This is a genomic window from Pantoea sp. LMR881, from assembly GCF_027157825.1.
GTDB lineage: Bacteria > Pseudomonadota > Gammaproteobacteria > Enterobacterales > Enterobacteriaceae > Pantoea > Pantoea haifensis.
On sequence record NZ_JAPVOK010000002.1, the window covers coordinates 960,675 to 979,401 of the forward strand.

Here is an 18,727-nt window from a genome sequence, read left to right on the forward strand (position 1 = left end):
TCCTTTTTAACTACGCACCGTTTTTCAGTGACTCAAGCTCTTCCCAGCGGGCAAAAGCAGTTTCCAGCGCCTGCTCTGTTTGCGCCAGTTCATCTAACACTGGCTGGGTTTTATCGTGCGGCTGACCAAAGAAATCGGGGTGACTCATTTTAGTCTGCAATTCGCCAATACGGGCTTCCAGTTGCTCAAGCTTCTGCGGTAACTGCTCAAGCTCCCGTGCCAGGTTATAGCTTAGTTTGTTGGCGCTACGTTTGGCAGAATCATTTTTTTCTGCCGCCGGTTTAGCGACTGGCGTAGCGGCTTTAGCCATGGTCACTGATTTTTGTTGCTTATAAGCAGCCCGCTGCTGTTGGGCATCGTGGTAGCCGCCAACAAACGTGCCAATTTCACCGTTGCCTTCGAAGATCCAACACTCCGTCACGGTGTTATCAACAAACTGACGGTCGTGACTCACCAGTAAAACCGTGCCCTGATAACCCTCAATCAGCTCCTCGAGCAGTTCCAGCGTTTCGACGTCGAGGTCATTGGTCGGTTCATCGAGGATCATCAGATTGCTGGGGCGCAGAAACAGACGTGCCAACAGCAAGCGGTTCCGCTCTCCACCGGACAATGCGCGCACCGGCGTCATGGCCCGCTTCGGATGGAACAGGAAGTCCTGTAAATATCCCAGCACATGGCGCGGTTTGCCATTTACCATGACTTCCTGTTTACCCTCGGCCAGGTTATCCATCACGGTGCGGTCAGGATCGAGCTCAGCGCGGTGCTGGTCAAAATAGGCGACTTCCAGTTTAGTACCAGAATGTACACGTCCACTGTCAGCTTTGAGCTGTTGCAGCATCAAACGCAGCAGCGTGGTTTTACCGCAACCGTTCGGGCCGATAAGGGCAATTTTGTCGCCGCGCTGAACCTGTGAGGAGAAATCCTTCACCAGCGTTTTGCCGCCAACGGCGTAGTTAACCTGCTCCAGTTCAAAAACAATTTTGCCGGAACGCGAGGCTTCGCCTACCTGCATGTTGGCTTTACCCATCACTTCACGGCGTTCTGAACGTTCACGACGCAGCGCCTTCAGAGCACGCACGCGCCCTTCATTACGGGTACGACGCGCTTTGATACCCTGGCGGATCCAGACCTCTTCCTGAGCCAGCTTGCGGTCAAATTCAGCGTTTTGCATCTCTTCAACGCGCAGCGCCTCTTCTTTCCCTTCCAGATACTGATCGTAGTTGCCCGGCCATGAGACCAGTTTGCCACGATCGAGATCGACAATGCGCGTCGCCATGTTGCGAATGAAAGAACGGTCGTGCGAGATAAATACAATGCTGCCAGTAAAGGTTTTCAGGAACGTTTCCAGCCAGTCGATGGTTTCGATATCAAGGTGGTTGGTGGGTTCATCCAGCATCAGCACGCGCGGATTGCTGACCAGCGCACGGCCCAGTGCGGCCTTACGCAGCCAGCCGCCCGACAGCGAAGAGAGTTCGGTATCGGGTTCCAGGCCAATCTGCTGTAAAACATCATTGATGCGGCTTTCTAACTGCCACAAATTTTGATGGTCAAGAATGCTCTGCAATCGCGCCATCTCATTGAGGTTTTTCTCGCTTGGATCTTCCATTACCACATGCGAAATCGCGTGATAGGCCTTTAAATGTTCAGCCTGCTCTTCTACGCCTTCAGCAACGAAGTCGTAAACCGATCCCGTGATATTACGCGGTGGATCCTGCTGCAAACGCGACACCACTAAATCGGTTTCATAAATGATACGGCCATCATCAAGCGGTTGTTCGCCGTTAATGATTTTCATCAGCGTGGATTTACCCGCGCCGTTACGCCCCACCAGACAGACGCGCTCGTTCTCTTCTATGTGCAGCTCGGTATTATCGAGCAACGGCGCATCGCTGAAAGAGAGATAGGCACCGTGAATACTGATTAATGACATGTAAACTTATTCCTTACCGGCGTGAGTGATCAGCCAGCAGTTGTGAATTTGACGGTTACGCGCAAAATCCTGCGACTGGGTCTTCTGGGTGATATCCTGCGCTTTCAGGCCTAACGCCTGCATGCCTTCCAGATCCATTTTGAAACCGCGTTTATTGTTAGAGAACATAATGGTGCCGCCCGGACGCAGCAGACGCTTCAGATTGCGCATCAGCATCATATGATCGCGCTGCACGTCAAAGCTCTCTTCCATACGCTTAGAGTTAGAGAAGGTCGGCGGATCGATAAAGATCAGGTCAAATTTCTCCTCGCTTTCGTTCAGCCAGCTCAGGCAGTCGGCCTGCATCAGGCGATGCTGACGTCCGGTCAGACCATTCAGGCGTAAATTGCGCTCTGCCCATTCCAGATAAGTACGGGACATATCCACCGTGGTGGTGGATCGTGCGCCGCCCAGCCCTGCATGCACACTGGCTGTGCCGGTGTAAGCAAACAGATTTAAGAAATCTTTGCCCTGGCTCATTTGGCCCAGCATTTTGCGTGCGATACGGTGATCAAGGAATAAACCCGTATCAAGATAATCCGTCAGGTTTACCCAAAAACGTGCGTTAAATTCCTGAACGTCGAAATAGTCGCCCTTCTCACTCAGTTTTTGATATTGCGCTTTGCCTTTTTGACGCTCGCGCGTTTTCAGGATCAGACGATTAGCCGGCAATTCCAGCACCGCCAGCGTGGCGCTGATAACATCAAACAGACGCTGGCGCGCTTTAGCAGGATCGATAGTTTTTGGCGGCGCATATTCCTGAATCACTACCCAATCGGCGTAGCGGTCAACCGCAACGTTGTAATCTGGCAGGTCGGCATCATAGAGACGATAGCATTCAATATTTTCCTGACGTGCCCACTTCTCCAGCTTGTTGAGATTTTTGCGCAGGCGGTTAGCATAATCTTCAGCAATCTGGTTGACGCTTTCACCGCTGCTGACCGACAGCTGATAATTTTTCTGCACACAATCCAGTGGACCATTTTTCGCTTTGAACTGGCGATCGGCGCGTAATTGCAGACAGCTCAGCAGCTCGGGTGAGGCGCTGAACAGCGATAAATTCCAGCCGCCGAAGTGCTGTTTCATGAGACGACCAAGCTGACTGTGCAAGGCAATCAGCGCCGGTTCGCTCTCAAGACGTTCACCGTAAGGCGGGTTGCTGAGAACCGTACCGTGAATCTCCGGTGCGAGCGGGTTTTTGAGTTTCAACACATCCTGTCGGGCAAAGGTAAACAGCTCAAATACGCCCGCGCGACGCGCATTAGCCTGCGCCCATTCCAGCACGCGACCATTATTGTCGTAGCCAAAGAAACGTGCCTGAGCAGCAGCTGTTCCAGCGCGCGCGCGCGTTTGCGCCTCGCTTTTCACTTCACGCCACAATGCGTCGTTAAACTGGCTCCAGGCCGTAAAGCCCCAGTGATTACGCAGCAGACCCGGCGCACGATCGCAGGCAATTAACGCAGCTTCAATCAATAGCGTACCTGACCCACACATCGGATCGATGAGCGGTGTCGTGGATTGCCAGCCGGAACGCAGCACAATGGCGGCCGCCAGGTTCTCTTTCAGCGGGGCCTGACCGGTCTGCTGACGATAGCCACGCTGATGCAGCGCATTGCCGCTCAGATCCAGCGCAATACTGGCGCGATCGTTATTCAGCCAGACGTTGATACGAATATCAGGTTGCTCGCGATCCACATTTGGCCGTTCGCGCTTCTGGCGGGTGAAACTGTCAACAATGGCATCTTTGACTTTCAATGCGCCAAACTGGCTGTTACGGATAGCGTCGTTCGTGCCGCTAAAGTGCACGACAAAGGTTTTATCACTGCCAAACATGGCGGGCCAGTCCACGCTTTGCACGCCGAGATAGAGATCGAGATCGCTGTAGACGCCAAATTCTCCCAGCGGCAGCAAAATACGTGATGCCAGGCGGCTCCACATCAGGCTTTGATACATGACACGATCGTCAGCCTCGAAGTGAACGCCTCCCTGCACCACTTGTAAATCTTGCGCACCCAGCGCGTCCAGCTCACTTTTTAGCAGCTCTTCGAGCCCACGCGCCGTGCTGGCAAACAGAGAATTCATATCGTCACTTCTTACACTTGAGAAAATTGATGCGCATTATAGCGAATCGCAGACCTATGTCATAAAGTTAGCTTCTTTTGTCTTTTGCCCTGGTTGCAAGGAGATTGCCATGATTACGCTTACCCGCTTATTTATTCATCCGGTAAAATCAATGCGGGGATTGCACCTGTCGCACGCACAGGTTTTAGAAACGGGCCTGGCGTTTGATCGCATCTTCATGGTGACCGAGCCAAATGGCACCTTTATTACGGCACGTCAGTACCCGGAAATGGTGCGTTTCACCCCGGCGGTTTTGCCAGACGGCTTGTTTTTACAGGCCCCGGATGGCAGTCAGTCACTGATTCGCTTCGGTGATTTCACCCCGCAGGAGCAGCCGACCGAAGTCTGGGGTAATCACTTCACCTCACGCATCGCGCCGGAAGAGATCAACCAATGGCTGAGCCGCTTTTTCTCACGTGAAGTGCAGTTACGCTGGATCGGTCCGCAGCCATCTCGTCGGGTTAAACGTCTTCCCGCAGTGCCACTGGGTTTCGCCGACGGCTACCCCTTCCTGTTGACAAACAGCGCCTCGTTACACGATCTGCAACAGCGTTGTCCCGCCAGCATCCGCATGGAGCAGTTTCGGCCTAACCTGGTGGTCAATGGCGCGGCGGCCTGGGATGAAGACAGTTGGGCAGAAATTGCCATTGGCGGCGTTACGTTTGAGGTGCCGAAGCCGTGCAGCCGCTGCGTTCTGACGACCGTCAGCCCGGAAAGCGGCCGCAAACATGTTGATAGTCAGCCGCTCGCCACGCTACAGCGTTTCCGCAGTGCACAGGATGGCAGTGGCGACATCGATTTTGGCTTAAATTTAGTGGCGCGTAACAGCGGCGTGATCCGCGTGGGTGATGAAGTCAAGGTGCTTAAACGTCATACACCGCGCGCCTATGGTGCTGGTGAAGTGGTACAAAGCATAAAACCGCAGCAGCAGGCGCAGGCGAAGCTGACTATTGATTATCAGGGCAAACAGTTTAGCGGTGATAACCAGCAGGTATTGCTGGAGCAGTTAGAGATGCAGGGCTTTCGTATTCCCTATTCCTGTCGGGCGGGAATATGTGGCAGTTGCAAAATGACGCTGGTATCAGGCGAAGTAAAAGCATTAAAGCAGAGTGCCATTCGTCCTGACGGCACAATTTTAAGTTGCAGTTGTGTTCCGTCAGGCGATATCGAACTGGCTTGATAATTACACCGCGTAGGCGTAACGCGGTGTATTTTCCTGACGATGCGGTTGAAGACGATCGTTCATCACTTTAATCGCATCGCCCAATACCATATTTTTACCCGCCAGCGTCAATGCCGGCTGTGCCAGTAAACAGAGTGCTGCATTGTCGCCATTTTCAACTACCAGTAAGCGCACCTGCTCGCCATTATCAGCCAGTGTCACTTCAACCATTTCACCGACAGTTGGCTGCAGACATTGCTGATTGCTGGAAAAATGCCAGCTCTTGGGCATTAATGGTTTCAAAAAACGGGCGGCAACCAGCGCATTTAATACAAGCTCAGCGCGTTGATGGCTGCTTAATTTAGTTTGGCGGCACTTCTCTTCAAAGGTGTAATAAAGGGCGGCATCGTCAACGCAGAATCCCGTGTCATTGAACGCATCCGGCGTGAGCATTTTGCGAGAATAACGGGAACGAAAAAGCATACCGTCAGCCAGATCAAGCATCATCCGGTCGTGCTCGGCGTCAAAATACCAACGCCAGTTGTCATCAGGTTTGATTTTCATGGTGTGCCCTGTAGTTAACCGCTTCGCTTAAGCACGCGAACCAGGCGACCTAAGGAAAAACTGAAAAAAGTGCTACAGGCCAAAATATAAACGAGCCGAAGAGAGAAATAAACCCCTCGGCACGCTATTGTGGGAAAAGTCTTAGAGATGGGTCACGATATTTTTAATTAAACCCGGCCCCTTATAAATAAAGCCGGAATAAATTTGTACCAGAGTTGCACCCGCCGCCATTTTTTCGCGTGCGGCAGTAAGAGAATCGATCCCGCCAACGCCAATAATCGGTAAACGCCCCTGTAATTCTTGCGACAGACGCTGGATAACAGCGGTGCTGCGTGACTGAACCGGACGACCGCTTAATCCGCCCGCTTCGTCGCTGTATTTGAGGCCATTTACCAACGAGCGGTCAAGGGTGGTATTGCAGGCAATAACGCCGTCAATTTGATGGCGAATTAAACTGTCAGCAACCTGAATTAATTCTTCTTCAGAAAGATCAGGCGCAATTTTTACGGCCACCGGGACATATTTCAGATGACGCTGTTCCAGTTCTTTTTGTTTCGCTTTAATTGAACTGAGAAGATCGTCTAATGCTTCACCGTATTGCAGGGAACGTAAACCGGGCGTGTTCGGCGAGGAAATATTGACAGCGATATATCCGGCATAGGCATACGACTTTTCCATACAAATTAAATAATCGTCTTTGCCCTGTTCAACTGGCGTATCTTTATTTTTGCCGATATTAATGCCGAGGATGCCCTTAAAGCGCGCCTTTTGACATTCTCCACCAGATGGTCGACACCCAGATTATTAAAGCCCATACGGTTAATAATCCCTTCCGCTTCGACTAAGCGGAACATACGCGGCTTGTCATTTCCCGCCTGTGCACGCGGTGTGACCGTTCCGACTTCCACAAAGCCAAAGCCCATGGCACCGAAAGCATCAATACATTCGGCGTTTTTATCCAGACCGGCTGCCAGGCCAAGCGGGTTTTTGAAAGTCAGCCCCATACAGGTGACGGGACGCGACGGTAGATTCTGGCGGATCAATCCTTCCAGCGGCGTACCACTCATAAAACGCAGTTGCTGAAAAGTGAGTTCGTGCGCGCGCTCGGGATCGAGCTTAAACAGCGCCGGTCGGACGATAGGATAAAGCATGCACTCTCCTGAAGGACGAAAGCGATCGTGAAAGTCGGTGCACGGGAATTTGTGCGCCAGAATGGTAAAGTGCTCTGGCGCAAAAGTAAATCGAACCACGAGGCTGACAAGCAGAGATTGCGTCTGGCTTGATCTTACACTGCACTGTCGTTGACAGGGGCCACGTCTGTGCGGGCAGGAAACAGGTATTCACGCAGAATACCGTGGCGGGCCATGATGCCAAAGATACCGATGCAGACAAAGGCTTCAGCCATGACCATCGACCAGGCCGCGCCGATCGCGCCATATTGCCAGGCAAGAAAACAGCAAATCGGCACGTTGATGACGCCAGCCGCCATCATTACCAGCATACGTTGGCGCGCCAGCCCGTGCGGTATCAGGATCTGAAGCCCGGCGGGATAAGAGATATTGCCAAACAGGAAGCAGACCACAAATACCCGCAACACATCTGCCGAAGGGATGAAATCTTTACCCAGCAGCAGTGAAACCACTTCATCGGCAAAGAACCAGGTAAAGATGACAATCGACAGGCTGAGCGAAAAGGAGATCAGCAAACTTTTTCGCGTCGCCGCAATTGCGGCCAGTTTATCGCGACCAAACAGGTGACTCACGCGAGGGAAAAAAGCACTGCCAATTTGTTCAGGCACCGAGTTCGCGGCCTTACGTAAGCGATCGGCACCGTTGTAAATTCCCACCATATAGTGCGAGGTAAAGCTGGCGAGGATCACCACGTTAACGCTGTTAAACAAATTGGCCCCGGCAATAGCAATAAACACATCCACACTGTCGGTGATGCGCTGTTTGATTTCGCGTGGCTCAAAGCGATAGCGCCCGATGACCTTCATCTCTAATACAAATTTCAGGGTAATGAGTGCGCTAATGATTGATACCGCGCCGGGTATCAATGCCGCGAGCCAGGTATCGTCTGGAGTTTTAACCAGCAAAAAGGTCAGCGGTATTGCGCAAAAATTACCAAAGGTCGCGATCACTGCGGTTTTACCCAGTTTTTCGAATCCCTGCATCAGCCAGCCAAATGAAAACAGCGATCCGATCAGGGTGGTACAGTTGGCCAGGATAATAAAAAACAGCGAATGCCAGGAGGGGTTAAACCAGGTTGCTGACAGCAAAACGGCACTGGTTAACAGCAACAGCATCAGTTTGGCGTTGAATGTTGACCAGAAAAGCTGCGTGACACGCGCTTTATCATCGCGATGATGGGCAATATCCTTAGTGGTAAAAACATTAAATCCCCAGTCCGATATGGTGCTGCAATAAAGAACACAGGCAATGGCTAATGCCAGTATCCCCATCTGTTCAACGCCCAAAATGCGCGCCAGATAGGGCAGCGTTGCCAGTGGGAACAGAAACGATGCGCCACGATAGGCCAGCAACGATAAAATGTTGACCACTAAACTCTTATCAAGCACTTTTGCCATGTCACAACAACCTTATACACATTGCTTATATCCAAACTTGCGTTGCAGGCGTCCGGCAAGCTCGCAAAAAATACCGGGGCTGAAGAACATGCGCCGGTATTTGAGAGACTGAAAACCCTGTAGCCAGATAGTCACGGCAACCCAAAGTACAACGGATATAATTACCTTCTCATTTATCAAAGGCACTCTCAATATCACCGCTGTTTTTTCAGAATCAGGCGGCACCTTTCATCTCTTTCTTCACTTTATAGTTTTGCAACAGAATGAATATTTCCGGACGATTGAACAGCAACCACTCTTTGGCGTTATTTGTTTTAACGTTTCGCCCAAGGAAACGAATAGCGTTACGTACATATTCTGGCACGGGTGTTTGATTATAAAGAGAAAGATAAATCATCAGGCGGAAAGAATGGATTAAATACTCTTTCTCTAACGCATTACGCCGTTCTGATTTGGCCAAAGAATTGTTGAGCGTACTGTAGGAATGAATAAACGCATCATATCGCTGAAAGAAAAAATCATCGCCTTTGGTACTGTTGGTTAACGATCCAGTGCGAATACGCTGCTTATAATAGACCTGACGGCTAACCCAGGCCTGTTTACATTTCATAAATACAGAGAGCGTGAAATTATGATCTTCATGCACACGCCGAATAAAACGCAGATGATATTGCTCAACAACCTCTCTTTTGACGGCATAATTCCATACCGCTGATGTATAGCTGCCGTTACGCAACAGGCGCGCAAAAACATCCTGAGGCCGCTGTACGCCAAAGATTTCATGCCGCACTTTTGGCGAGGTTAAAGTGATATTACCATCTTCATAAACGCATGAATTGAAGCAAAAAAGCTCAGTGTCAGGATGCTTTTCACTGACGGTTTTCAACTCACTCACCAGGCCTTCACCTACTACATCATCCGGGTCGCAAAAGAATAAGAATTTGCCTTTTGCCAGCGCAATGCCGGTGTCGCGCGCATTGCCTAACCCGCCGTTTTCAATCGTAATAACGCGGATATGAGAAAGGTGCGCATAATTCTGCTCAATTAAGGCAAGCGTTCCGTCAGTAGATCCATCGTTAACAATAATTATTTCATTCGGCGATTTAACTTGCCGTAACAAGGAATCGACGCACTCAACAATGTATTTTTCAACGTTGTAAGTCGGAATGATGACCGATAAAAGGATGTCAGACATATGCGATTCTCTGCTGTAAGAAAAAAGGAATAGGATCCGCCTGCTTACGCAGTGGCTGAACCCGAAATATTGTTATGGGTAAATGAAAAATAAATAGCGGTTTTCCCTGTGCGGCTTAATCTTAATACCTGAAGCAGTGAAATACCTATACGGAAAATGGTTAAAGCATCACCCTGACCTGACAGAATGTTTAACACACTGCATGATTCAGCACTATCAGGGCTTTTAGGCGTTTAACGTTGATTGACGTTATGCCGCTTAAATGTCCGGGAATATTAATAAGTCTGTATGCCTGTACTCAACGCGGCGTTAACTTATACGCTGAAGAACAAATTTCATTACACTGATGCCTGTGCAATTAATCTGAATAAAATAATCCCTTCCTTTAAAAACCCTTTTGATTTTTAGCGTATTTTTACGTTTCCTTTCGGGTTACGCCCTGTTTTTTCTTTTATCAATACTTGCCTGCGGTACTGCTGATGATAATGAATGGCAACAGGGATAAATTAGCCATAACAATGTCAGCAAAATCGCAAATCGCATCACGGGCTTTAATGTGTGCTAAAGCCCATTTGTTGATATTTAAGATTTATCGTAACCGCTCCCGCCCTTTTGTTTAACAGGCTGTTTTGAATTATCCGCTTTATGCCAATTCTGCGTTTTGATTACCGGATAAATCATTTAAGCCCTGCCGCCTGCTCTGCCAGGATGAAGACATTAGTTATCAACATTAGATAATCAATAACTTTTAATTATAAGGAGTGGCGATGCGCATTCTGACACTGGCGGGTAGCCCGCGATTTCCATCACGTTCGACTTCACTGCTGTCGATTTGCCAACACAAGCTCGAAGCGCGCGGCGTAGAGGTCATGCCGTGGAATATTCATAATTTCCAGCCGGACGATCTTATTCAGGCGCGCTTTGATGCTCCTGCACTGCTGGCCTTGCGTGAAGATTTGATGCTCGCAGATGGATTTATTGTGGCTACGCCGGTTTATAAAGCCTCTTTTTCGGGGGCGCTGAAAACGCTACTGGATTTACTGCCCGAACGGGCGCTGGAACATAAAGTGGTGCTGCCTTTAGCCAGCGGCGGCAGTTCCGGCCATATGCTGGCGCTGGATTACGCCCTTAAACCTGTGCTTAACGCACTCAAGGCACAGGAAATTTTGCATGGCGTCTATGCCGAAGATAACCAGATCACCCAGTACGATCGTCATCCCGAGTTGCATTCATCGCTGGCGCAACGCCTCGACGACGCTATCGACGCGTTTTGGCTGGCGCTCACCCGTCATCACTACCCTGTCGCGCAAGCGGTATAAGGACTAACAGATGAAAAGGATCGCAGGAAAATGGCTGACAGCCGGACTTTTACTGCTGAGCTTACAGGCATATGCGGCGGAGAAAGATCCTTCGGTACTGCGCGTGGGGTATCAGAAAGGCTCGGTCAGCATGGTGTTAGCCAAAACGCATCAGATGCTGGAGCAACGTTTTCCGCAAACGCATATCAAGTGGATCGAGTTTCCGGCGGGACCACAAATGCTCGAAGCCCTGAATGTTAACAGCATTGACCTTGGCAGCACGGGTGATATTCCACCGCTGTTTGCGCAGGCCGCGGGTGCCGACTTGCTCTATGTCGGCGCTGAACCGCCGAAGCCGCAGGCTGAGGTGATTCTGGTGGCAAAAAACAGTGCGCTGAACAGCGTGGCCGATTTGAAAGGCAAAAAGTCGCGTTCCAGAAAGGATCCAGCTCACACAATCTTTTACTCCGCGCGCTGCAACAGGCGGGTTTGAGTTTTAGCGATATTAAGCCGATTTACCTGACGCCAGCGGATGCACGCGCGGCCTTTCAACAGGGCAATGTCGATGCCTGGGCGATCTGGGATCCCTACTATTCTGCCGCCTTGCTGCAGGGCAACGTTCGCGTATTGGTTGACGGCAGTAAGCTGAATCAAACCGGTTCATTCTATTTAGCCACGCGCAGCTTTGCCGAAGCGCACGGCAACTTCGTGCAAAAGGTGCTGAAAACCTTTAGCGAGGCTGATGCGTTAACCCGCACGCAGCGCCAGCAGAGTACGGCGTTGCTGGCAAAGGCGATGGGTTTACCGGAGCCGGTGATTGCCAGCTATCTCGATCATCGTCCTCCCACCACCATTACACCGGTCAGCGCCAAAACTGCGGCGGCTCAGCAGCAAACCGCTGACCTCTTTTATGCCCGTCATTTACTGCCAGTGAAGGTGTCAGTCAACGATCGCATCTGGCATCCGCATGCCGTCACGCAATAAGGAGCAAAAAATGGTCTCTGTATTCTGGTTTCTGCCTACTCATGGCGATGGTCACTATCTTGGTACTGCAGAAGGCGCACGCCCGGTCGATCACGCCTATTTACAACAGATTGCGCAGGCGGCCGATCGTCTCGGCTTTGGCGGCGTGCTCATTCCTACGGGGCGCTCCTGCGAAGATGCCTGGCTGGTGGCAGCCTCACTGATTCCGGTGACTCAACGTTTACGTTTTCTGGTGGCGCTGCGTCCGGGCGTCATTTCACCTACCCAGGCGGCGCGTCAGGCAGCCACTTTAGATCGCCTGTCAAACGGCCGCGCGCTGTTTAATCTGGTTACCGGCGGCGATCCGGAAGAGCTGGCGGGCGATGGCGTATTCCTTGACCATCGTGAACGTTACGTTGAATCCGCCGAGTTTACCCGCGTCTGGCGTCGGGTGCTGGAGGGTGAAACGGTCGATTACGAGGGAAAATACGTTAACGTTCGCGGTGCGCGGCTGATGTTTAAACCCGTACAGCAGCCGCGTCCGCCGTTGTGGTTTGGGGGTTCATCAGAACCGGCACAAGCGTTGGCTGCCGAGCAGGTTGACGTCTATCTGACATGGGGCGAGCCGCCAGCTCTGGTTAAAGAGAAGATTGAACAGGTGCGTGCCAGGGCGGCGGCACAGGGACGTACCCTGCGTTTTGGCATTCGCCTGCATGTGATTGTGCGCGAAACCAACGAAGAAGCCTGGCAGGCAGCGGATAAGCTGATCGCCAACGTCGACGATGCCACCATCGCTAAGGCGCAGGCTGCTTTCCAGCGTGCCGACTCAGTGGGTCAACAACGTATGGCGGCGCTGCATGGCGGACGCCGTGACAAACTGGAAATCAGCCCTAACCTCTGGGCCGGGGTTGGTTTGGTACGCAGTGGTGCCGGTACGGCGCTGGTTGGTGATGGCCCAACGGTCGCCGCGCGCATGAAAGAGTATGAAGCATCAGGCATCGACACCTTTATTCTCTCTGGCTATCCGCATCTGGAAGAGGCTTATCGCGTGGGCGAGTTACTGTTCCCGCACCTCGATTTAAACGTGCCACAGGTGCCGCAGCCGCGGATTATTCAGGCGCATGGCGAGGCGGTTGCGAATGACTTTACACCTGAGAAAAAAGTGGCTCAGGGCTAAGGAGAGCAACATGGCTAAAGTACGCAAGCGCATTTCCAGTCAGTTATTGCCGTGGCTGTTGCCTGCCCTGCTGATTGTGATTTGGCAAATTGCTTCGCAAACCGGTTTGCTGTCGACGCGCATTCTGCCTTCGCCAGAAAATATCGTTATTACCTTTTACAGCCTGGCCGCCAGCGGTGAGCTATGGCAGCACCTGGCTATCAGCGGCTGGCGTGCATTGATCGGCTTCAGTATCGGGGGTCGGCTGGCTTAATTTTAGGCTTAATCACTGGCACATCACGGACGGGTGAGCGCCTGCTGGATACTTCCGTTCAGATGTTACGCAACGTGCCGCATCTGGCGCTGATCCCCCTGGTGATTTTGTGGTTCGGTATTGATGAAGCGGCAAAGATTTTCCTGGTGGCGCTGGGCACGCTGTTCCCGATTTACCTCAATACCTATCACGGCATTCGTAACATCGATCGCGGCTTAGTGGAGATGGCGCGCAGTTATGGCCTGTCCGGCTGGAGCCTGTTTATTCAGGTCATCCTGCCGGGCGCTCTGCCCGGTATTATGGTGGGTGTACGCTTTGCGCTCGGCCTGATGTGGCTGACGCTGATTGTGGCTGAAACCATTTCGGCTAACGCCGGCATTGGCTATCTGGCGATGAACGCGCGCGAGTTCTTACAAACCGACGTTGTGGTTGTCGCCATTATTCTCTATGCCCTGCTCGGTAAGCTGGCCGACGTCACCGCGTTGCTGCTGGAACGCGTCTGGCTGCGCTGGCATCCGGCATATCAAAGAAAGGAGGAGAACGCATGAGTAACGTACTTTCCCCGGCGCGTCTTAATAGCGGTACGCCTGTTGGTGTCAATGCGGTTAGCAAGCAATATGGCAATCGCACCATTCTGAACAGGATCAATTTGCACATTCCGGCGGGGCAGTTTGTCGCAGTAGTTGGACGCAGCGGCTGCGGTAAGAGTACCCTGTTGCGTTTGCTGGCTGGCCTGGAGCAAACCACACACGGTACGCTGCTGGCAGGCAATGCGCCTTTGCAATCGGCGCAAGACGATACTCGTCTGATGTTCCAGGATGCCCGTCTGCTGCCGTGGAAAAAGGTGATCGATAATGTGGCTCTTGGCCGGCGTGGCCGGGCGTGGCGCAGTGCCGCCCTTGAGGCGTTAGAAGCTGTTGGCCTTGCCGGGCGCGCCGATGACTGGCCTGCCGCTTTGTCAGGCGGACAAAAGCAGCGCGTGGCGCTGGCGCGTGCATTGATTCACCGTCCAGGCTTGCTGTTGCTGGATGAACCGCTCGGCGCGCTGGATGCCTTAACCCGTATTGAAATGCAGGGGTTGATCGAGTCGCTATGGTTAGAGCACCATTTTACCGTACTGCTGGTGACGCACGACGTGAGTGAGGCAGTTGCGATGGCGGATCGCGTATTGCTGATTGAAGAGGGTCAGATTGGTCTCGATTTGCTGGTTGATCTGCCACGTCCACGACGTAAAGGTTCGGCCCGACTGGCTGAACTGGAAGCGGAAGTATTAGATCGTGTGATGCGGCGCGGAGAAAGCGACGAGCCGGTGCGTTATGCGCAGCAGCGTTAAAAAAATGGCGGGTTTACTCACCCGCCATTTTGCTATCAGGCGTTTAACGCCTTGGTAATCTTCTCATAGAGATCGCCCGACAGCTTATCCAGTGCTTTCAACTGCTCAAGCGCGTTGCGCATTAATGCCTGGCGATCGGCATCGTAACGTTTCAGACGAATCAGCGGCTCGATCATGCGCGCAGCCACCTGCGGGTTGCGCGTGTTGAGATCGGTCAGCATTTCCACCAGGAACTGATAGCCACTGCCATCTTTCGCATGGAAAGCCGCAGGATTCGCCGACGCAAACGCGCCAATCAACGCACGAATGCGGTTTGGATTGCTTATGCTGAAGGCGCGATGATGCAGCAGCTCACGCACCTTTGTCAGCACATCCGCCGCCGGACTGGTGGCCTGCAGCATGAACCATTTATCCATCACCAGGCCATCCTGATGCCAGCGTTCATCAAAGGCTGTCAGCAAGGCTTCACGACACGGCAACTGCGCAGCTACCGATGCCGACAGCGCAGCCAGTGCATCGGTCATGTTTGTTGCCTGGTGATACTGGGTTTTCACCAGCTGATCGGCCAGTTTCGCTTCACCAAAGGCCAGGTAGCCGAGGCAGACATTTTTCAGCGAACGTTGCCCAATAGCGGCGTGTTCAACGCGGTATTCGCCCTGCTGGTTGGCGTTGTAAACGGCGTAAAATTCATCTGCCAGCTCTTTTGCCAGCGTGCGCAGTAATGCTTCCCGCACCACGGCAATCGCCTGCGGATCGATAACATCGAACAGTTCGGCAATTTCGTTTTCGCCTGGCAGCGACAGGATCAGGGCCGTCAATGCCGGATCGCTGTTTTGATCAAGCAGTACTGCGCGGAAAGCATCAGCAACGTGCAAAGGTAACGACAGCGGTTGGCCTTGCTGATGACGCGCCACGTTCAGGCGAATATAGATAGCCAGCAAGCTTTGTGCGGCATCCCAGCGCGCAAAATCGTTGCGGGCTTGACGCATCAGAAAGGTGAGTTGCGTATCGCTCCATTTATAGTCGAGTTTCACTGGCGCTGAAAACTCACGCAGCAGCGAAGGCACTGGCTGAAAATAGACGTTATCAAAAATGAAGGTCTGGAATTCTTCGGTCACGTTCAGCACGTTATGCACTGGATGGCCGTTGTGCTGAAGTGGAATAACGTTGCCTTCACCATCATAAAGTTCAATATCCAGCGGGATATGCAGCGGTAGTTTCTCTTTTTGATCGGCTGTGGCTGGCGTGTGTTGCGTAACGTGCAGCGTGTACTGCTCCATTTCCGGATTATAGTCATCACGCACCGTTAATACCGGCGTGCCCGACTGGCTGTACCAGCGACGGAACTGTGACAAATCGATATTTGAGGCATCTTCCATTGCCTGAACGAAATCATCACAGGTAGCTGCACTGCCATCGTGACGTTCAAAGTAAAGCTGCATGCCTTTCTGAAAATTCTCTTCGCCCAACAGGGTGTGCATCATGCGGATCACTTCAGAACCTTTTTCATACACCGTTAAGGTGTAAAAATTGTTCATTTCGATCACCTGTTCAGGGCGAATAGGATGTGCCATCGGGCTGGCATCCTCGGCAAACTGCGCCCCACGCATGATGCGCACATTGTCGATACGATTTACCGCACGCGAGCCGAGATCGGAGCTGAACTCCTGATCGCGGAACACGGTTAATCCCTCTTTCAGGCTGAGCTGGAACCAGTCGCGGCAGGTTACGCGGTTACCTGTCCAGTTATGGAAATATTCGTGGCCAATGACCGCCTCGATACCGAGATAATCTTTGTCGGTCGCGGTTTCCGCTTTAGCCAGCACATATTTGGCGTTGAAGACGTTGAGTCCTTTGTTCTCCATGGCGCCCATATTGAAGAAGTCCACCGCCACGATCATAAAAATATCGAGGTCATATTCGAGACCAAAGCGTTCTTCATCCCACTTCATGCTGTTTTTCAGCGAGGTCATCGCCCAGTCGGCACGATCGAGATTGCCGCGATCAACAAAGATTTCCAGCGCCACATCCCGGCCTGAGCGGGTTTTAAAGCTGTCACGCAATACGTCAAAATCTCCCGCGACCAGCGCAAACAGGTAGCAGGGTTTTGGGAAGGGATCTTGCCATTTTACCCAGTGACGGCCTTGCGCATTATGCCCGCTGTCCACACGGTTTCCATTGGAAAGCAAAAACGGATAGCGTTGCTCATCAGCAATGATGGTCGTGGTAAAGCGCGCCAGCACGTCTGGGCGATCCAGATACCAGGTAATATGACGGAACCCTTCCGCTTCACACTGCGTACAGAGCGCCTCACCGGATTTATACAAACCCTCCAGCGCCGTATTCTGATCCGGATGGATATCATTGATGATTTTCAGCGTAAAGCTGTCAGGTAACTGGCTCAGCACCAGCACGCCTTCATCTTCATGATAAGCCGTCCAGGGTTGTCCGTTCACTTCCAGCGCAATCAACGTCAACGCTTCGCCATCCAGACGCAAATCAGCCTGGTTGTCCCCTAAACGTTTCACCTGACTTACCGCTGTCACACGCGTGGTGGCAGCGTCCAGTTCAAAGGTCAGGTCAATATCAGTTATGGTGTAATCGGGTGCACGATAATCGTGGCGATATTTAATTTGGGGCTGTTGCGTCATATTCCGTCTCGCATTGTTATAAGTTAACCGCCAAAGTCTATGCTGGTTAATACAAGCTTGCCATGCACAATCTTATCAATGGCAGAAATCGCTACAAACCGTTAACAATGGCACAGATTAACCTCGACCCACAGCCCTGAAATATGCTGTGATCGGCTGCAGTTACTGATTTATACTTTTATGTCTTTATGACTTTTATCACACCGGGCTCTGCGCCACCGAACAGGATGCTGAAACGCGCCATGACAGGACATGCTTCCCCGATACTGACCTCGCTGCTGGATACTGACGCTTATAAGCTTCATATGCAGCAAGCCGTGTTTCACCGCTACCATGATGTAACAGTGGCGGCAGTCTTCCGCTGCCGCGGTGATGAGCTGCTGGGTTGTTACGCTGATGAGATCCGCCATGAGATCCACGCCATGCAGGCGCTGGCTCTCAGCGATGACGAATATGCCTGGCTGGCCAACCTCCCCTTTTTTCAGGCCGATTATCTCAGCTGGCTACGCCAGTTCCGTTATAACCCCGATCAGGTCAAGGTGAGCAATCACAACGGTGTACTTGATATTCGCATTGAGGGGCCATGGCGCGAAGTGATCATGTGGGAAGTTCCGCTGCTGGCGCTGATCAGTGAAGTAGTACATCGTCACCATACGCCCAGTATCGGCACGCAACAGGCCGTTGAACATCTACAGACTAAACTGCAGGCGTTTAAGCAGGAGGTGGCTGATCTTGATATGTCGCGCTTCCGCCTGATGGATTTCGGCACCCGTCGCCGTTACTCCCAGGATGTGCAGCAGTCTATTGTCGCCACGCTTAAGCAAGATTTCCCTGGCTTATCGGCACCAGCAACTACGATCTGGCGCGTCGCTTAGATTTAACGCCGGTTGGTACGCAGGCGCATGAATGGTTTCAGGCGTTCCAGCAAATCAGCCCGGTGCTGGCAAACAGCCAGCGAGCAGCCTTACAGGCATGGTTAGATGAATATGATGGTCAGCTCGCTATTGCCCTGACAGATTGCATCACCATGGATGCGTTTCTGCGTGATTTTGGTTTGGCCTTTGCCAGTCGTTATCAAGGTTTACGCCATGATTCAGGCGATCCCATTGAGTGGGGAGAAAAGGCGATTGCGCATTACGAGAAACTGGGTATCGATCCGCAAAGCAAAACTTTGGTGTTCTCCGATAACCTGAATCTGGATAAGGCTCTGACGCTTTATCGTCACTTCGGCCAGCGCGCTAATGTGGTATTTGGCATTGGAACTCGCCTTACCTGTGATATTCCGGGCGTGACGCCGCTTAACATTGTGATCAAGTTAGTAGAGTGTAACGGTAAGCCCGTCGCGAAACTTTCTGACAGCCCCGGTAAAACCATTTGCCAGGACAAAGCCTTTGTCAGAGCGTTAAGAAAAGCCTTCGATTTGCCACTGGTTAAAAAAGCCAGTTAAGCGCCAT

General features: G+C 51.9%; 10 protein-coding genes and 4 pseudogenes. 7 read left to right on the forward strand and 7 right to left on the reverse strand.

What is annotated here, in order from left to right; translation table 11 throughout:
* Positions 1–10: 10 nt before the first annotated feature.
* Positions 11–1,930, reverse strand: coding sequence for an ABC transporter ATP-binding protein (locus tag O3W44_RS06425; RefSeq protein ID WP_269292430.1), 1,920 nt, complete (start codon positions 1,928–1,930; stop codon positions 11–13).
* A gap of 6 nt (positions 1,931–1,936) precedes the next feature.
* Positions 1,937–4,051 (reverse strand): bifunctional 23S rRNA (guanine(2069)-N(7))-methyltransferase RlmK/23S rRNA (guanine(2445)-N(2))-methyltransferase RlmL, encoded by a 2,115-nt coding sequence (gene rlmKL, locus O3W44_RS06430; RefSeq protein ID WP_269292431.1) that lies wholly within the window; start codon positions 4,049–4,051, stop codon positions 1,937–1,939.
* Between the two features lie 109 nt (positions 4,052–4,160).
* On the opposite strand from rlmKL, the gene O3W44_RS06435 reads away from it, so the two are divergent.
* Positions 4,161–5,270, forward strand: a complete 1,110-nt coding sequence (locus tag O3W44_RS06435; RefSeq protein ID WP_269292432.1) for a YcbX family protein — start codon at positions 4,161–4,163, stop codon at positions 5,268–5,270.
* A 3-nt stretch (positions 5,271–5,273) separates the two neighbouring features.
* On the opposite strand, the gene O3W44_RS06440 is transcribed toward O3W44_RS06435, so the two are convergent.
* The 4 genes and pseudogenes from O3W44_RS06440 to O3W44_RS06455 all read right to left on the reverse strand — a co-directional run bounded on the left by O3W44_RS06440 (position 5,274) and on the right by O3W44_RS06455 (position 9,598).
* A complete protein-coding gene (locus tag O3W44_RS06440; RefSeq protein WP_269292433.1) occupies positions 5,274–5,816 on the reverse strand; it encodes a cell division protein ZapC in 543 nt (180 codons plus the stop codon).
* A 141-nt stretch (positions 5,817–5,957) separates the two neighbouring features.
* Positions 5,958–6,967: pseudogene (gene pyrD / locus O3W44_RS06445) on the reverse strand (quinone-dependent dihydroorotate dehydrogenase).
* A 134-nt stretch (positions 6,968–7,101) separates the two neighbouring features.
* Positions 7,102–8,403 (reverse strand): flippase, encoded by a 1,302-nt coding sequence (locus tag O3W44_RS06450; protein ID WP_269292434.1) that lies wholly within the window; start codon positions 8,401–8,403, stop codon positions 7,102–7,104.
* A 214-nt stretch (positions 8,404–8,617) separates the two neighbouring features.
* On the reverse strand, positions 8,618–9,598 hold the full coding sequence (locus O3W44_RS06455) for a glycosyltransferase (protein ID WP_269292435.1): 981 nt from the start codon (positions 9,596–9,598) through the stop codon (positions 8,618–8,620).
* 767 nt (positions 9,599–10,365) lie between these two features.
* Between O3W44_RS06455 and ssuE the strand changes: the two genes are divergently transcribed.
* The 5 genes and pseudogenes from ssuE (at position 10,366) to ssuB (ending at position 14,622) form a co-directional block, all read left to right on the forward strand.
* The gene (ssuE, locus tag O3W44_RS06460; RefSeq protein ID WP_269292436.1) at positions 10,366–10,917 is read left to right on the forward strand and encodes an NADPH-dependent FMN reductase; all 552 of its coding nucleotides are present in this window, start codon (positions 10,366–10,368) and stop codon (positions 10,915–10,917) included.
* A gap of 10 nt (positions 10,918–10,927) precedes the next feature.
* Positions 10,928–11,880, forward strand: a pseudogene (locus tag O3W44_RS06465) (sulfonate ABC transporter substrate-binding protein).
* A gap of 10 nt (positions 11,881–11,890) precedes the next feature.
* On the forward strand, positions 11,891–13,036 hold the full coding sequence (ssuD, locus tag O3W44_RS06470) for an FMNH2-dependent alkanesulfonate monooxygenase (protein WP_269294377.1): 1,146 nt from the start codon (positions 11,891–11,893) through the stop codon (positions 13,034–13,036).
* A 10-nt stretch (positions 13,037–13,046) separates the two neighbouring features.
* Positions 13,047–13,837 (forward strand): annotated as a pseudogene (gene ssuC / locus O3W44_RS06475) (aliphatic sulfonate ABC transporter permease SsuC).
* Positions 13,834–14,622 carry an aliphatic sulfonates ABC transporter ATP-binding protein gene (gene ssuB / locus O3W44_RS06480; protein WP_269292437.1) on the forward strand — a complete coding sequence of 263 codons (789 nt, stop codon included), beginning with the start codon at positions 13,834–13,836 and terminating at the stop codon, positions 14,620–14,622. The pseudogene ssuC and the gene ssuB overlap by 4 nt, the downstream one beginning before the upstream one ends.
* A 35-nt stretch (positions 14,623–14,657) precedes the next feature.
* Here the strand turns inward: ssuB and pepN are convergent, their stop codons facing one another.
* Positions 14,658–17,273, reverse strand: a complete 2,616-nt coding sequence (pepN, locus tag O3W44_RS06485; protein ID WP_269292438.1) for an aminopeptidase N — start codon at positions 17,271–17,273, stop codon at positions 14,658–14,660.
* 242 nt (positions 17,274–17,515) lie between these two features.
* Between pepN and pncB the strand changes: the two are divergent.
* A pseudogene (gene pncB, locus O3W44_RS06490) lies at positions 17,516–18,720 on the forward strand (nicotinate phosphoribosyltransferase).
* Positions 18,721–18,727: the final 7 nt, after the last annotated feature.

Bases quoted from the DNA above. Each gene is read 5' to 3' on its own strand.
- O3W44_RS06425 (WP_269292430.1), bottom strand. From the start codon at position 1,930: ATGTCATTAATCAGTATTCACGGTGCCTATCTCTCTTTCAGCGATGCG.
- rlmKL (WP_269292431.1), bottom strand. From the start codon at position 4,051: ATGAATTCTCTGTTTGCCAGCACGGCGCGTGGGCTCGAAGAGCTGCTA.
- O3W44_RS06435 (WP_269292432.1), top strand. From the start codon at position 4,161: ATGATTACGCTTACCCGCTTATTTATTCATCCGGTAAAATCAATGCGG.
- O3W44_RS06440 (WP_269292433.1), bottom strand. From the start codon at position 5,816: ATGAAAATCAAACCTGATGACAACTGGCGTTGGTATTTTGACGCCGAG.
- O3W44_RS06450 (WP_269292434.1), bottom strand. From the start codon at position 8,403: ATGGCAAAAGTGCTTGATAAGAGTTTAGTGGTCAACATTTTATCGTTG.
- O3W44_RS06455 (WP_269292435.1), bottom strand. From the start codon at position 9,598: ATGTCTGACATCCTTTTATCGGTCATCATTCCGACTTACAACGTTGAA.
- ssuE (WP_269292436.1), top strand. From the start codon at position 10,366: ATGCGCATTCTGACACTGGCGGGTAGCCCGCGATTTCCATCACGTTCG.
- ssuD (WP_269294377.1), top strand. From the start codon at position 11,891: ATGGTCTCTGTATTCTGGTTTCTGCCTACTCATGGCGATGGTCACTAT.
- ssuB (WP_269292437.1), top strand. From the start codon at position 13,834: ATGAGTAACGTACTTTCCCCGGCGCGTCTTAATAGCGGTACGCCTGTT.
- pepN (WP_269292438.1), bottom strand. From the start codon at position 17,273: ATGACGCAACAGCCCCAAATTAAATATCGCCACGATTATCGTGCACCC.